This window comes from Streptomyces mangrovisoli, from assembly GCF_000974985.2.
GTDB classification, from domain to species: domain Bacteria; phylum Actinomycetota; class Actinomycetes; order Streptomycetales; family Streptomycetaceae; genus Streptomyces; species Streptomyces mangrovisoli.
This window is the reverse complement of the sequence record NZ_LAVA02000020.1, coordinates 82,923-97,588: the sequence shown is the minus strand read 5'-3', so window position 1 is coordinate 97,588 and position 14,666 is coordinate 82,923. Positions and strand designations below refer to the sequence as shown.

General features: G+C 71.7%; 13 protein-coding genes. 3 read left to right on the top strand and 10 right to left on the bottom strand.

Annotated elements, in window-relative coordinates:
- Positions 1-128: 128 nt before the first annotated feature.
- Entirely contained in the window at positions 129-1,172 is a 1,044-nt protein-coding gene (locus WN71_RS10575) for a 3-isopropylmalate dehydrogenase (protein ID WP_046587839.1), read from the bottom strand.
- A 152-nt stretch (positions 1,173-1,324) separates the two neighbouring features.
- On the opposite strand from WN71_RS10575, the gene WN71_RS10570 reads away from it, so the two are divergent.
- Positions 1,325-2,893, top strand: a complete 1,569-nt coding sequence (locus WN71_RS10570) for a purple acid phosphatase family protein (RefSeq protein ID WP_046587837.1) — start codon at positions 1,325-1,327, stop codon at positions 2,891-2,893.
- 208 nt (positions 2,894-3,101) lie between these two features.
- Here WN71_RS10570 and WN71_RS43225 read toward each other — a convergent pair whose 3' ends face one another.
- The 4 genes from WN71_RS43225 to WN71_RS10555 form a co-directional block, all read right to left on the bottom strand.
- A complete protein-coding gene (locus WN71_RS43225) occupies positions 3,102-3,233 on the bottom strand; it encodes a hypothetical protein (protein ID WP_107469616.1) in 132 nt (43 codons plus the stop codon).
- A 272-nt stretch (positions 3,234-3,505) separates the two neighbouring features.
- A complete protein-coding gene (locus WN71_RS10565) occupies positions 3,506-4,048 on the bottom strand; it encodes a GNAT family N-acetyltransferase (protein WP_046587835.1) in 543 nt (180 codons plus the stop codon).
- Positions 4,049-4,180: 132 nt separating this feature from the next.
- The gene (pruA, locus tag WN71_RS10560) at positions 4,181-5,812 is read right to left on the bottom strand and encodes an L-glutamate gamma-semialdehyde dehydrogenase (protein ID WP_046587833.1); all 1,632 of its coding nucleotides are present in this window, start codon (positions 5,810-5,812) and stop codon (positions 4,181-4,183) included.
- Between the two features lie 39 nt (positions 5,813-5,851).
- Positions 5,852-6,778, bottom strand: a complete 927-nt coding sequence (locus tag WN71_RS10555; protein WP_046587827.1) for a proline dehydrogenase family protein — start codon at positions 6,776-6,778, stop codon at positions 5,852-5,854.
- Positions 6,779-6,952: 174 nt separating this feature from the next.
- Here WN71_RS10555 and WN71_RS10550 point away from each other — a divergent pair, with 174 nt between their 5' ends.
- Entirely contained in the window at positions 6,953-8,140 is a 1,188-nt protein-coding gene (locus WN71_RS10550) for a PucR family transcriptional regulator (protein ID WP_206300054.1), read from the top strand.
- Between the two features lie 154 nt (positions 8,141-8,294).
- Here the strand turns inward: WN71_RS10550 and WN71_RS10545 are convergent, their stop codons facing one another.
- Positions 8,295-8,789, bottom strand: coding sequence for a nucleotide triphosphate diphosphatase NUDT15 (locus tag WN71_RS10545; RefSeq protein WP_052743085.1), 495 nt, complete (start codon positions 8,787-8,789; stop codon positions 8,295-8,297).
- Entirely contained in the window at positions 8,786-9,373 is a 588-nt protein-coding gene (locus WN71_RS10540) for a TetR/AcrR family transcriptional regulator (protein ID WP_046587823.1), read from the bottom strand. The genes WN71_RS10545 and WN71_RS10540 overlap by 4 nt, the downstream gene beginning before the upstream one ends.
- A 95-nt stretch (positions 9,374-9,468) precedes the next feature.
- Here WN71_RS10540 and WN71_RS10535 point away from each other — a divergent pair, with 95 nt between their 5' ends.
- Positions 9,469-11,022, top strand: a complete 1,554-nt coding sequence (locus WN71_RS10535; RefSeq protein WP_046587821.1) for an MFS transporter — start codon at positions 9,469-9,471, stop codon at positions 11,020-11,022.
- Positions 11,023-11,112: 90 nt separating this feature from the next.
- On the opposite strand, the gene serA is transcribed toward WN71_RS10535, so the two are convergent.
- The 3 genes from serA to ilvN form a co-directional block, all read right to left on the bottom strand.
- Positions 11,113-12,702: a phosphoglycerate dehydrogenase gene (gene serA, locus WN71_RS10530; protein WP_046582650.1), complete on the bottom strand. Its 1,590-nt coding sequence runs from the start codon at positions 12,700-12,702 to the stop codon at positions 11,113-11,115.
- Positions 12,703-12,995: 293 nt separating this feature from the next.
- Positions 12,996-13,994 (bottom strand): ketol-acid reductoisomerase, encoded by a 999-nt coding sequence (ilvC, locus tag WN71_RS10525; RefSeq protein ID WP_046582648.1) that lies wholly within the window; start codon positions 13,992-13,994, stop codon positions 12,996-12,998.
- Between the two features lie 132 nt (positions 13,995-14,126).
- On the bottom strand, positions 14,127-14,651 hold the full coding sequence (gene ilvN, locus WN71_RS10520) for an acetolactate synthase small subunit (RefSeq protein WP_046582646.1): 525 nt from the start codon (positions 14,649-14,651) through the stop codon (positions 14,127-14,129).
- Positions 14,652-14,666: the final 15 nt, after the last annotated feature.

The following is a 14,666-nucleotide window of genomic DNA, read 5'->3' as shown; positions in this document are numbered from 1 at the left end:
GGGCCCTCGGTGGAGGAAACGGGGTGAAGGCGGCCCAGGGAAGATGGTGGCACCCGGTGGCGGACAGAGGAAAGCCGCCGGGTGCGGATGCGACCCGGCGGCTTCGAGGGTGTCGAGTGACCGGGGCGTCAGCCGGCTACTCGTGCGGCCAGCGCGTCGCCGATCTGCGACGTCGAGCGGGCGGGCTTGCCGGTGCGCTCCGCGAGGTCGGCGGAGACGGCGTCCTCGATGCGGGCGGCCTCGGCGTCGTGACCGAGGTGACGCAGCAGCAGGGCGACGGACAGGACCGTGGCGCTGGGGTCGGCCTTGCCCTGGCCGGCGATGTCCGGGGCCGAGCCGTGGACCGGCTCGAACATGGACGGGAACGCGCCGGTGGGGTTGATGTTGCCGGACGCGGCCACGCCGATGCCGCCGGAGACGGCCGCGGCGAGGTCGGTGATGATGTCGCCGAAGAGGTTGTCGGTGACGATCACGTCGAAGCGCTCGGGCTGGGTGACCAGGTAGATCGTGGCCGCGTCGACGTGGATGTAGTCGGTGGTGACCTCGGGGTACTCCGCCGCCACCTTGTTGAAGACGTTCGTCCACAGGTGACCCGCGAAGGTCAGCACGTTGTTCTTGTGGACCAGCGTGAGCTTCTTGCGCGGGCGGGCCTGGGCGCGGGCGAAGGCGTCGCGCACGACACGCTCGACACCGAAGGCCGTGTTGACCGAGACCTCGGTGGCGACCTCGTGCTCGGTGCCCTTGCGGATGGTGCCGCCGTTGCCGGTGTACGGGCCCTCGGTGCCCTCGCGGACGACCACGAAGTCGATCTGCGGCTCGCCGGCCAGCGGGGTCGCGACACCCGGAAGCAGCTTCGACGGACGCAGGTTGACGTGGTGGTCGAAGGCGAAGCGGAGCTTCAGCAGGAAGCCGCGCTCCAGGACGCCGGAGGGCACGCTCGGGTCGCCGATCGCGCCGAGCAGGATGGCGTCGTGCTGCTTGAGCGCGTCCAGGTCGGCGTCGGTGAGGGTCTCACCCGTCGCGTGGTAGCGCTTGGCGCCGAAGTCGTACTCCTTGGTCTCCAGCTTCACATCCTGCGGAAGGACGGCGGAGAGGACCTTGAGGCCTTCGGCCACGACCTCCTGGCCGATGCCGTCACCCGGGATCACTGCGAGATTGAGGCTGCGAGACATGTCGGCACCCTACTCCTCGTCCCATCTCATGACACGGGGTGTCCGCCATACGGACATCAGCGCCACCCGAAGGGCGGTCCGGCGTCATCCTGTCGGCCGCCGTTCACCCGTATGTGGGCCTGGTGTCGGGGTGCGCTGGGAACTTCTCGGACATGGAGACCCCCGACTTCGGCATTCCGGTGCATCTCGCCGAACGCATGACCATGGCCGAGCAGTACGAGTACCTGCGCACGAGGATGACCCGGCGCCGCACGCTGGTGACGGCCGGCGCGGTGGCGGGCGGACTGCTGACCGGCTGCGCGGGCCAGGGCGGTCACGGCGGCGCGGCCGGGGCCCCGATCCCGTCGCCGGCCACCTCGAAGGTGAGCGGTTCCGCCGTCACCCCCTTCGGCCGCCATCTCGCCTTCGGGGCCGACCCGAAGACACAGATGCGGATCTCCTGGCAGGTGCCGTTCGCCGTGCGCAGGCCCTATGTCCGGATCGGGCTGCGACCCGACGCCCTGGACCGGAGGATCAGCGCCGACCTGCGCCACCTGCACACCCCTGGGGTCAGCGGGGTCCGGCTCGCGGTCGAGCAGTACTACGTCCACGCGGCCGTGGACGGGCTGCGCCCCGGCACCACGTACTACTACGGCGTCGGCCACGACGGCTTCGACCCCACGTCCTCGGCGCACCGCGCGGGCATCACGTCCTTCCGCACCGCACCCGCCCACGCGGAGACGTTCGCTTTCTCGGCCTTCGGGGACCAGGGCGTCAGCACCGGCGCGGCGGGCAACGACAAGCTGCTGCTGAAGGTGAAGCCCGCCTTCCATCTGCACGCGGGCGACATCTGCTACGCGGACGTGAACGGCCAGGGCAAGAAGTCCGACGGCTACGACCCCACGTTCTGGGACCAGTTCCTGAAGCAGACGGAGCCGGTGGCGCGGTCGGTGCCGTGGATGGTGACGACCGGAAACCACGACATGGAGGCCTGGTACTCCCCCGACGGCTACGGCGGCCAGCTCGCCCGCTGGTCGCTGCCGGACAGCGGCTTCGACGCCCGCACGGCGCCGGGCGTGTACTCGTTCGTCTACGGCAACGTCGGCTTCGTCGCCCTCGACGCGAACGACGTGTCGTACGAGATCAAGGCCAACTTCGGCGTCAGCGACGGCCGGCAGACGAAGTGGCTGGACAAGCGGCTCGGCGAGCTGCGCGCCACCCAGGGCGTGGACTTCGTCGTGGTCTTCTTCCACCACTGCGCCTACTCCACCTCGGCGCACGCCTCGGACGGCGGGGTGCGCGAGGCATGGCTGCCGCTGTTCACCAGGCACCAGGTGGACCTGGTGATCAACGGGCACAACCATGTCTACGAGCGCACCGACGCGATCCGCGACGGCAAGGTGGGCCGCACGGTGCCGGTCGGCGGCTCCACCGACCCGACGCGGGACGGCATCGTGTACGTCACCGCGGGCGGCGGCGGCCGGGACCTGTACTCCTTCCCCACGGAGGCGAAGGAGAGCTACGAGGGCCATGTGCACAAGGTGGAGTCCGTGTCCACGTTCCACTGGACCAAGTCGGGCAACGCCCACCAGGAGACGGTGGAGTGGTCCCGGGTCCGCTACCGCGGTTTCTCGCTGCTGTCGGTGGAGGCCGTCGCGGGGTCGAGCCCGCGGCTGAAGGTGTCCGCGCTCGCCGAGAACGGCACGCGGATCGACCACTTCGAGGTGCGGCGCGGGAGCTGAGGCGGGCGGGGCACGGCACGGAAGCCGGGCGGCCGGCCGGGGCACGGCACGGAAGCCGGACGGCCGGCCAGGGCACGGCACGGAAGCCGGACGGCCGGTGGAGGTACGGCGCGGCGTCGGGCGCGAAGGCCCGGCCGCGCCGCACCTCCTCGGGTGCGGCTCCCGGTCAGTGGGTTCTACCCCGCGGGGCGGGGCAGTCCACGTCGGATCAGTGGCCGGTCTCGCCGCCGTTGTCACGGCGGTCCAGGGCCCGCTGGAGGGCGGCGGCGGCGTTCTTGCGGTCGGACTCGCTCGTGCGGGGCACGTGACGGACTCGGCGGCGGACGGTCGTCTCGGGCATGAGGGATCGACTCCTTCGTACATCCGGGAGTTCGGAAAGGGGGATGCGAGACGCCGGAGGGGCGGGGAGCGGTGCCACAGGGGTTGCCTGCACGGGGCCCGGCTCACGACCGCCATTCGCTGGATCGAGCGAGACGTTCGGCTCCTACAAAACTAAGGGAGGACCGCGCTTCTGTCTCTACAATTACTCGGACTTCCTACTATCTGAGACGGCGTCGTCGCCCACCTGGGGTTTCGCCATCGCTCGACCGGCGCGCCGCGGCCACCGGGTCGTCAGAGCACGTCGCCGTCGCGCCAGTCGAAGAGCAGTCCGTGGGCCGGGTCGAGCGGGCCCGCGAGGGCCGGCCGCAGGTAGGTGCCACCGTCCTCGTCGGGCAGCGGCACGATCCCGCGGGGGCCGAGCGCGCTCATCCGGCCGGGCCAGCGCTGCCAGCCGCGGGCCGTGTAGAGGCGGGCGCCGTCATCGGTGGCGGAGAGCATCCCGGCGTCGTAGGCGCGGTCCACGATCCGTTCCAGGGCGCCCATCACGCGGCCGCCATGGCCCCGGCGGCGGGCGTCGGGCCGGACGCCCACGGCCTCGACGTAGCCGACGCGCAGCCAGCGGTCCCGGTGACACACGCGCCGCATGACCACCGAGCCGTGCGCGAGAAGTCCGGAGCCGTCCTCGACGAGGGCGTGCATCCCGCCGAGCCCGTGCTCGAAGTCCTGGTCGTCGAGGTCGCCGTCGAACGCGGCGTCGAGCAGGGACCGGACCGCGCGGAGTTCGGCGGGGGCGAGGTCGGCGGTGTGGGCGGTGCGCAGAGAGGCGGCGGTCACCTGCCCAGTATCCGGCCGGGCGGGGAGCCGGGCATGGAAGCGGGCATGGAAACGGGCCTGGAAGCCGGTACAGGGGGGGTCAGGCTTCCAGGCCCGTGCTCGGGGTGGGGCGCGGTGGCGCCCCGGGGGGCGTCAGCCCATGTGCGGGTAGGTGTAGTCGGTCGGCGCGACCAGCGTCTCCTTGATGGCGCGGGTCAGCGTCCAGCGCATCAGGTTCTGCGGGGCGCCGGCCTTGTCGTTGGTGCCGGAGGAACGGCCGCCGCCGAAGGGCTGCTGGCCGACGACGGCGCCGGTCGACTTGTCGTTGATGTAGAAGTTGCCCGCGGCGTAGCGGAGCTTCTCCATCGTGTACGCGGCCGCCGCGCGGTCGTTGGAGACGACCGAGCCGGTGAGCGCGTAGTCGGACACCGACTCCATCTGGGTCAGCATCTCGTCGTACGTGTCGTCCTCGTAGACGTGCACGGCGAGGAACGGGCCGAAGTACTCGGTGCGGAAGACCTCGTTCTCCGGGTCCGAGCACTCGACGACGGTCGGGCGCACGAAGTAGCCCACCGAGTCGTCGTAGGAGCCGCCCGCGACGATCGTGCAGGTGGGGTCCTCCTTGGCACGGTCGATCGCGGCCTTGTTCTTGGCGAAGGCACGGTCGTCGATCACGGCGCCGAGGAAGTTCGACAGGTCGGTGACGTCACCCATGGTCAGGTAGTCGACCTCGGCCGCGAACTCCTCCTTGAAACCGGAGTTCCAGATGGAGGCCGGGATGTACGCGCGGGAGGTGGCCGAGCACTTCTGGCCCTGGTACTCGAAGGCACCGCGGGTCAGGGCGGTCTTCAGCACGGCCCGGTCGGCGCTCGGGTGGGCGACCAGGAAGTCCTTGCCGCCGGTCTCGCCGACCAGGCGCGGGTAGGCGCGGTACTTCTCGATGTTGTTGCCGACCGTCTTCCACAGGTGCTGGAAGGTCTTGGTCGAGCCGGTGAAGTGGATGCCCGCGAGGTCCCGGTGCTCCAGGACGACCGCGGAGACGTCGATGCCGTCGCCGGTGACGAGGTTGATGACGCCCTTGGGCAGACCGGCCTCCTCCAGGAGCTGCATCAGCAGCACGGCGGCGTGGGTCTGCGTCGGGGACGGCTTCCACACGACCACGTTGCCCATGAGGGCGGGGGCGGTCGGCAGGTTGGCCGCGATGGCGCTGAAGTTGAAGGGCGTGATCGCGTAGACGAAGCCCTCCAGCGGGCGGTGGTCCATGCGGTTCCACACGCCCGGGGAGTTCGCCGGCGGCTGCTCGGCGAGGATCTGGCGGGCGTAGTGGACGTTGAAGCGCCAGAAGTCGACGAGCTCGCAGGGGCTGTCGATCTCGGCCTGCTGGGCGGTCTTCGACTGGCCGAGCATGGTCGAGGCGGCGATGGTCTCGCGCCACGGGCCCGACAGCAGCTCGGCGGCGCGCAGGATGATCGCCGCGCGGTCGTCGAAGGACATCGCGCGCCAGGCCGGGGCGGCGGCCAGGGCGGCGTCGACGGCGTCCTGGGCGTCCTGACGGGTGGCGCCGCGCAGGGTGCCGATGACGGCCTTGTGGTTGTGCGGCTGGACGACCTGGAACGGCTCGCCGCCGCCCATCCGCTTCTCGCCGCCGATGGTCATCGGCAGGTCGATCGGGTTCTCGGCCAGCTCCTTGAGCTTGGCCTCCAGGCGGACCCGCTCGGGCGAACCGGGGGCGTAGCCGTGCACCGGCTCGTTGACGGGGGTGGGGACCTGGGTCACAGCGTCCATGAGATCCGTAACTCCTTGACGTGAGCGGGTGGTTCGGGCTCAGCCCTTGGTGATCATGCTGCGCACGAAGAAGCGCAGGTTCGCCGGCTTCTCCGCGAGGCGGCGCATGAAGTAGCCGTACCAGTCGGTGCCGTAGGCCGTGTAGACGCGCATGCGGTGGCCCTCGGCGGCGAGGCGCAGGTGCTCGTCGCCGCGGATGCCGTAGAGCATCTGGAACTCGTACTCGTCCAGCTTGCGCCCCGCCTGGTGGGCGAGCTCCTGCGCGATGGAGATCAGGCGCGGGTCGTGGCTGCCCACCATCGGGTAGCCCTCGCCCTCCATGAGGGTGCGCAGGACGCGGACGTACGCCTTGTCGATCTCGTGCTTCTGCTGGTAGGCGACCTCGGCGGGCTCCTTGTAGGCGCCCTTCACCAGGCGCACCCGGCTGCCGTTCTCGGCGAGGCGGCGGGCGTCGGCCTCGGTGCGGAAGAGGTAGGCCTGGATGACGCAGCCGGTCTGCGGGAAGTCCTTCCGCAGCTCGTCGTGGATCGCGAACATCGAGTCGAGGGTGGTGTGGTCCTCGGCGTCCAGGGTGACCGTGGTGCCGATCGCGGCGGCGGCCTCGACGACCGGGCGCACGTTGGCGAGCGCGAGCTCGTGGCCGCCGGGGAGGGCCTGGCCGAACATGGAGAGCTTGACCGACATCTCGACGCGGGTGCCGAGACCCAGGTCCTTGATGCGCTCGACGAGCAGGAGGTAGGCGTCCCGGGCGGCCGTCGCCTGCTCCGGGGTCGTGATGTCCTCGCCGACGACGTCCATCGTGAGTTCGAGGCCCTTGGCCGTCAGGTCCTCGATGATCGGGACGATCTCGTCCACGGTCTCGCCGGGGATGAAGCGGTCGACGACCTGCTTGGTCACCGGCGCGGCCGACACCAGACGGCGCATCCGGTCGCTGCGCGACGCGGCGAGAATCACGGGACCCAGCACGGGGCACCTCCACTACACATGCTTGAACGGCCGCTACCCGAACGCTTCGGGTCCGGCACGGAGAACCACCGTGAAACCTAGAGATCTCTTCGATCGTGAGCCATCGACAGCTGTCACGCATCCCTGCCGACGTTCTCAGACATATGTATGAAGGGGCCGTCGGAGTGCGGAAGAATGGCGGTCGTGACGTCCGAACACAGGGGTGACTACCAGGAGCTCGTGGACGAGATCTCCGAGCTGCTCGGCGCTCCGGCCACGCTGGAGAACCGGGACTTCGAGCTGATCGCCTTCGGGGCCTACGACAGCGAGGGCGACCTCGACCCGAGCGCGCTGGACCCGGTCCGCACCCGCTCGATCCTGACCCGGCGCTCGACCGCCGCGGTGCGCTCCTGGTTCGAGGGGTTCGGCATCACCCGGGCGACGGGGCCGGTGCGCATCCCGCCCACCCCGGAGGCCGGCGTGCACCGCGGCCGGGTCTGCCTGCCGGTGCGCCACCGCGGCGTCGTCCTCGGCTACGTCTGGCTGCTCGACTACGACCCCGGGCCGACCGATGCCCAGCTGGCCGCCGCCATGGACGTCACCGTGCGCATCGGCGCACTGCTCGCCGACGAGGCGCAGCACGGCGCCGACCTCACCCGGGAGCTGCGCGCGGTGCTGACCGCGGAGCACGACTGGCAGCGGGACATGGCGGTGGCGGAGCTGCGCACGGCCCTCGGGGCGCGCGCGGACGGCCCGCACACGGTGGTGTGCGTGGCGCCGTGGCCGTCCGCCGATCCGGAGGACGCGCCGTCGGTGCGCGCGCTGGCGGGCGCCACGGCGCTGTGCACGGTGCCGTGGGGCGCGGCGGGGCACTCGCTCGCGGTGCTGGTGCGGCTGCGCTCGACGGACACGCTGACGCCCGCCACCACGGCGGCCGCCCGGCTGCTGGAGCGCGCCGGGGCGGCGGCCGCCGGGGTCGCCGCCCCGCGCTCCGGGCTCGCGGAGCTGGGCACGGCGTGGCGGGAGGCGTCGGCGGCGGCTCGCGCGGCGGGCGCGGAGCCGCGGCTCGGGCCGGTGGCGGAGTGGACGGCGCTCGGGCCGTTCCGGCTGCTCACCGCGCTGCCTCCGGAGGCCGCGCAGGATCCCGTCGTACGGTCGCTGCTCACGCCCGCGCACCGGGAGCTGGCGCGCACGGCCGAGGTGTATCTGGACCGGGCGGGTCAGGCGGGCCGCGCGGCGGCGGAACTGGGCATCCACCGGCAGACCCTGTACTACCGGCTGTCCCGGGTGGAGCAGCTGACCGGCCTGGACCTGGCGGACGGCGAGGACCGCCTGCTGCTGCACATGGCGATCAAGGGCGCGCGGCTGCGGCCGGGTCCGTGAGACCGTCGGCCCGGAGCGACCGCTCCGCGGGGCCCGCCCGTCCCGGCCGGACCCGCGCGGCCCACCGTCCCGGCCGGACCCGCGCGGCCGACGGACCCGGGCGGGCCCGCGAAGCCCGCCGACCCTGCCTGGACCGTGCGGCCACTGCCCCCGCCTAGACCGTGCGGCCCGCCGTCCCCGCCGGATCGCCGAGGCCCGCGGCCCCGGGCGGATTCGTGGGATAGGCCGTCCAGCCCGCCGGTGCCGGTCGGTCGTGCCAGAGGGCAAGGAGGGTCTCGCTCGCCGGGTAGAGCGGTCGTGGCGGGTTCGCCGGGTCGGCCCAGCGCCACTCGGCGAAGACGTCGGGCTCGGTGAGCCGTGCCTCGGCGGGCTCCCGCAGCCGGGCCGCCACGCAGGCGGTGACCGCGACGGCGGGCGCGTCGGTGCGCAGGGTGACGGCGAAGGCGCGCACGTCGTGCAGGGCGTCGGCCGCGATGCCCGTCTCCTCCGCGGTCTCGCGCACCGCCGCCTCCTCGAAGGTCTCCCCCGGCTCGACATGGCCGCCGGGCAGGCACCACGTCTCGGGTTCGCCCGGCTTCACGCGGCGGCCGATCAGGATGCGTCCCGCCGGGTCGAGGAGCAGGGCGCCGACGCCCACGACCCCGTTCACGCCCGCTCCGCCGCGGCCAGCACCCTGCGCAGCCCCTCCGTCAACTGGTCGGCGTCCGTCGCCGATTCGGCGTCGAAGACCCACTGGAGCATCAGCCCCTGGAGAAGCGTCTGGTAGAGGCGGCCCTCACTCGCGATCGTCTCCTGGTCCAGCTCGTCCTCCGGGACGTCGGAGAAGAGCGGGATGAGCCCCGAGCGGCCCTGCACCTGCGCCTCGGCGAGCAGCCGGCGGATCTCCGGGAGCCGGTCGCCGTCGACGAGGAGGAGTTCGAAGCTGAGCATCCACACCGCACGGGACTCGGGGAACGAGCGGATGATGCTCGACCACACCTCGCGGAAGCGCTCCAGCGAGCCGGCCGGGGCGCCGGAGCGGACGGCCGCACCGGGGTCGAAGCCCTCCCCCATCTCCTCGATGAGCGACACGTAGGCCTGCACGAGCAGGGCGTCCTTCGAGCCGTAGTGGTAGCCGATCGAGGCCAGGTTGGTGCCCGACTCCTTGACGATGTCGCGGGCCGTGGTGCGCACGAAGCCCTTCTCCAGCAGGCAGCGCTTGGCGCCTTCGAGCAGATCCTCACGGTGTCCCATGCGAGCAGCCTACCCCGGTCTATACAACCGTCCTAGACGCATGACTTATACAATCGTTCTAGACAAGCGTTTAAGACGCCCGTACATTCGCTGACATGACGAATCCGACGAGCACGACCCCCGCCTCGCTCGGCGCCGACGGCGCCCCGGTCCGCGCCGGCCGCCGTGAATGGACCGCGCTCGGCGTGCTGATGCTGCCGCTGCTGCTGGTCTCGATGGACGTCTCCGTCCTGTACTTCGCGATCCCCTCGATCAGCGCGGACCTGCGCCCCAGCGGCACCCAGCAGCTGTGGATCTTCGACATCTACGGCTTCGTGCTGGCGGGGCTGCTGATGACCATGGGCTCGCTCGGCGACCGCATCGGCCGCCGCAGGCTCCTGCTGATCGGCGCCGCCGCCTTCGGTGCCGCCTCCCTCGTCGCCGCCTACGCCGACAGCGCGGCCACCCTGATCGCCGCCCGCGCCGTCCTCGGGATCGGCGGCGCGACCCTGATGCCCTCGACGATGGCGCTGCTGCGCACGATGTTCACCGACCCCGCGCAGCGCGCGAAGGCGATCGGGCTGTGGTCCGGGGTGATGACCGCGGGCATCGCGCTCGGCTCCGTGCTGAGCGGGGTGCTGGTGCAGTGGTTCTGGTGGGGCTCGGTGTTCCTGGTCAACCTGCCCGCCATGGCGCTGCTGCTGGTCCTCGGCCCGTTCCTGCTCCCCGAGTCCAGGGACCCCGCGCCGGGCCGCTTCGACTGGCCGAGCGTCCCGCTGTCGATGGCCGCGGTGCTGCCGGTGGTCTACGGCCTCAAGGAGATCCCGTCCGAGGGCTGGCACGTGCAGTACGTCGTCTCCGTCACCGTCGGCCTCTGCTTCGGCGCCCTGTTCGTCCACCGTCAGCGCACCGCCCGCTCACCGATGATCTCCCCCGCGCTGTTCGCGGGCCGCGGCTTCGCCCCCGCGGTGGTGCTGAACCTCGTCTCCTCGTTCGGGATGATGGGCTCGGCGTTCTTCACCACGCAGTACCTGCAGTCGGTGCTCGGCAGGAGCGCGCTGGAGGCGTCCCTGTGGGCGCTGCTGCCCTCGGTGCCGATCGGGATGGCCGCGCCGCTCGCCACGGCCGCGGTCCAGAAGGGCGTCGACCGCGCCTACGTCGTCACCGCGGGGTTCGCCGTCGCCGCGGCCGGTTACGGACTGCTCGGCCTCGCCGGCACCGACTCCCTGTGGCTGGTGCTCGTCGCCGCCGGTGTCCTCGCGTCGGGGATCGTCGTGGTCATCTCCCAGATGACGGACCTGGCGATCGGCGCCGCCCCCGCCGAGCGGGCGGGCTCCGCGTCCTCGCTGCTGGAGACCGGGGCGGAGTTCGGCGGCGCGCTCGGGATGGCCGTCCTCGGCTCCGTCGGCACGGCGCTCTACCGCCACCAGATGCCGGACTCCGCGCCCGACGCGGCCCGCGAGACCCTCGGCGGCGCGCTGGCGGTCGCGGCCCGGCTGCCGGGCGGCGCGGGCGAGGCGCTCACGGCGGCGGCCCGGGAGGCGTTCACCGACGGGATGCGCGGGGCGGCGCTCGCGGGGGCGCTGGTCCTCGCGGGGGCCGCAGTCGCGGCCGCCACGACCCTGCGGAGGATCAAGGCCGACGGCACCGCGGACAGCGCCGCCGAGTGAGGCGCACAGCGCGACGGGGCGGGTCGGGCCACCGGTTGGTGGCCCGACCCGCCCCGTTCGTCGTACGCGCCGGCTGTCGGCCGCCGGCCGTCAGACCAGGTTCACCGAGCGGGCCGACGTGGCGCCGATCTCCTCGGCGAGCTCGGCGAGCACCGCGGCCGGGACCGTGTCGTCGACGGTCAGCACGGCGAGCGCCTCGCCGCCCGCGACCGCGCGGGAGACCTGCATGCCGGCGATGTTGATGCCCGCCTCGCCGAGGATGCGGCCGACGGTGCCGACCACGCCCGGACGGTCCTCGTAGCGCAGCACGGCCATGTGGTCGGCGAGCGCGAGGTCGACGTCGTACTCACCGACGGCGACGATCTTCTGGAGGTGCTTGGGGCCGGCCAGGGTGCCGGAGACCGAGACCTCCTCGCCGCCGCCGAGCGTGCCGCGCACGGTGACGACGTTGCGGTGGTCGGGCGACTCGGAGCTGGTGGTCAGGCGCACCTCGACACCGCGCTCCTGCGCGAACAGCGGGGCGTTGACGTAGGACACCGTCTCGTCGACGACGTCCTCGAAGACGCCCTTGAGCGCGGAGAGTTCGAGGACCTTCACGTCGTGCTGGGTGATCTCGCCGTAGACCTCGACGTCGAGGCGGACCGCGACCTCGCCCGCGAGGGCGGTGAAGATGCGGCCGAGGCGCTCGGCGAGCGGCAGACCCGGCTTGACGTCCTCGGCGATCACGCCGCCCTGGACGTTCACCGCGTCCGGCACCAGCTCACCGGCGAGGGCGAGGCGCACCGAGCGGGCCACGGCGATGCCGGCCTTCTCCTGCGCCTCGTCGGTGGAGGCGCCCAGGTGCGGGGTGCACACGACCTGGTCGAGCTCGAACAGCGGGGAGTCGGTGCACGGCTCCTTCGCGTACACGTCGAGGCCGGCGCCGGCGACGCGGCCCTCCTTGAGCGCCGCGTACAGCGCCGCCTCGTCGACGATGCCGCCGCGCGCGGCGTTGACGATGCGGACGGTCGGCTTGACCTTGCGCAGCGCCTCCTCGCCGATCAAGCCGAGGGTCTCGGGGGTCTTCGGCAGGTGCACGGTGATGAAGTCGGAGACCTCGAGCAGCTCGTCGAGGGTCAGCACCTTCACGCCCATCTGCGCGGCGCGCGCGGGCTGCACGTAGGGGTCGTAGGCGACGACCTTCATGCCGAAGGCGGACATGCGCTGCGCGACCAGCGCGCCGATGCGGCCGAGGCCGACGACGCCGAGGGTCTTCTCCGCGAGCTCCACGCCCGTGTACTTGTTCCGCTTCCACTCGCCGTTCTTGAGGGCGGAGTTGGCCTGCGGGATGTTGCGGGCCGAGGCGAGCAGGAGGCCGCAGGCCAGCTCGGCGGCGGTCACGATGTTCGACGTGGGGGCGTTGACCACCATCACGCCGGCCTTGGTGGCGGCGGAGACGTCGACGTTGTCCAGGCCGACACCGGCGCGGGCGACGACCTTCAGCTTGCGCGCGGCGGCGATGGCCTCGGCGTCGACCTTGGTGGCGGAGCGGATGAGGATCGCGTCCACATCGGCGATGGCGGGCAGCAGCTCGGCCCGGTCGGCCCCGTTGGCGTGCCGGATCTCGAAGTCCGGGCCCAGCGCGTCCACGGTGGCGGGCGACAGCTCTTCAGCGATGAGTACGACAGGTTTCGAGCTCACGTGAGTCCTCACAAGTCCAATGCGGACGGCCGTCCCGACGGCCGCAGGCGGTGGAGGGGGAGCGGCACCGAGAGGGCGTGCCGCGGTTTCCTCGGTGTCGCTAAGCCGCGTGGAAGACGCACGACGCTGTGGGCCTGACGCGTATTAGTACGGCAGTGTAGTGGCGCCGCCGAGGGCGGCTTGCGCCTCTGCGGAAGGATCACCCGTCCGTGATTCGACGGGGTGGACAACGCAGGTGACGGGCTGGACGGCGAAGGCCGGAGCGGATCGCCCCGGCCCCCGCCGCACGAGGCTTACGCCTCCTCGTCGACCCAGCTCATCAGCTTGCGCAGCTTCTTGCCGGTGGTCTCCAGCAGGTGCTCGGAGTCCGCCTGCTTGTACTCGTTGTACTTCTTCAGACCGCCGTGGTACTCGTCCATCCAGTTACGGGCGAAGGTGCCGTCCTGGATCTCGGCGAGGACCTGCTTCATCTCGGCCTTGGTGGCGTCGGTGATGATCCGCGGGCCGGTGACGTAGTCGCCCCACTCGGCGGTCTCGGAGATCGACCAGCGCATCTTCTCCAGGCCGCCCTCGTACATGAGGTCCACGATCAGCTTCAGCTCGTGCAGGCACTCGAAGTACGCGATCTCCGGCTGGTAGCCGGCCTCGGTCAGCGTCTCGAAACCGGCCTTGACCAGGGCGGCGGTGCCACCGCAGAGGACGGCCTGCTCACCGAACAGGTCGGTCTCGGTCTCCTCGGTGAAGGTCGTCTTGATGACACCGGCGCGGGTGCCGCCGATGCCCGCGGCGTACGACAGCGCGAGCGCGAAGGCGGTGCCCGTGGCGTCCTGCTCGACGGCGGCGATGCAGGGCACGCCCCGGCCGTCGCTGTACTGGCGGCGCACCAGGTGGCCCGGGCCCTTGGGGGCGACCATGCAGACGTCCACGCCGGCCGGGGGCTTGATGAAGCCGAAGCGGATGTTGAAGCCGTGGCCGAAGAACAGCGCGTCGCCGTCCTTCAGGTTCGCGGCGATGGACTCCTCGTAGACCTGGGCCTGGATCGGGTCCGGGACGAGGATCATGATGACGTCGGCCTCGGCCGCGGCCTCGGCGGGGGTGACCACGCGCAGGCCCTCCTCCTCGGCCTTCGCCTTGGACTTGGAGCCCTCGTGCAGACCGACCCGCACGTCGACACCCGAGTCGCGCAGCGACAGGGCGTGGGCGTGGCCCTGGCTGCCGTATCCGATGACCGCGACCTTGCGGCCCTGGATGATCGACAGGTCGGCGTCGGCTTCGTAGAACAGCTCGGCCACTTTGGGTTCTCTCCTTGTGTGCAGGTGTTGCGGTCCACCGTATGACGGCGGGCGTAAGGGACGTTTCGGGGTCTCGCGATGCGAGCGGCGGACGGACGGGCGGCCGGGGGTGTGCCGGCCGCCCGGATCCGCCTAGGCCGACCGGTCGAGGGCGCGCAGCGACCGGTCCGTGATCGAACGGGCGCCACGCCCGATCGCGATGGTGCCGGACTGGACGAGTTCCTTGATGCCGAACGGCTCCAGCATCTTCAGCATGGCGGACAGCTTGTCGCTCGATCCGGTGGCCTCGATGGTGACGGCCTCCGGGGAGACGTCGACCGTCTTGGCGCGGAACAGCTGGACGATCTCGACGATCTGGGAGCGCGTCTCGTTGTCCGCGCGCACCTTCACCAGGACCAGTTCGCGCTGGACGGCCTGCGCGGGCTCCAGCTCGACGATCTTCAGGACGTTGACCAGCTTGTTGAGCTGCTTCGTCACCTGCTCCAGGGGCAGGTCCTCGACATTGACCACGATGGTGATGCGGGAGATGTCGGGGTGCTCGGTGACGCCGACCGCGAGGGAGTCGATGTTGAAGCCGCGGCGGGAGAACAGCGCGGCGATCCGCGCGAGGATGCCGGGGGTGTTCTCCACCAGGACGGAGAGCGTGTGCTTGGACATGTTCGTTACTCGGCT

Coding starts and splice junctions, on each gene's coding strand:
- WN71_RS10575 (WP_046587839.1), bottom strand. CDS start 1,172: ATGTCTCGCAGCCTCAATCTCGCAGTGATCCCGGGTGACGGCATCGGC.
- WN71_RS10570 (WP_046587837.1), top strand. CDS start 1,325: ATGGAGACCCCCGACTTCGGCATTCCGGTGCATCTCGCCGAACGCATG.
- WN71_RS43225 (WP_107469616.1), bottom strand. CDS start 3,233: ATGCCCGAGACGACCGTCCGCCGCCGAGTCCGTCACGTGCCCCGCACG.
- pruA (WP_046587833.1), bottom strand. CDS start 5,812: ATGGACGCTGTGACCCAGGTCCCCACCCCCGTCAACGAGCCGGTGCAC.
- WN71_RS10550 (WP_206300054.1), top strand. CDS start 6,953: ATGGCGGTCGTGACGTCCGAACACAGGGGTGACTACCAGGAGCTCGTG.
- WN71_RS10540 (WP_046587823.1), bottom strand. CDS start 9,373: ATGGGACACCGTGAGGATCTGCTCGAAGGCGCCAAGCGCTGCCTGCTG.
- WN71_RS10535 (WP_046587821.1), top strand. CDS start 9,469: ATGACGAATCCGACGAGCACGACCCCCGCCTCGCTCGGCGCCGACGGC.
- ilvN (WP_046582646.1), bottom strand. CDS start 14,651: ATGTCCAAGCACACGCTCTCCGTCCTGGTGGAGAACACCCCCGGCATC.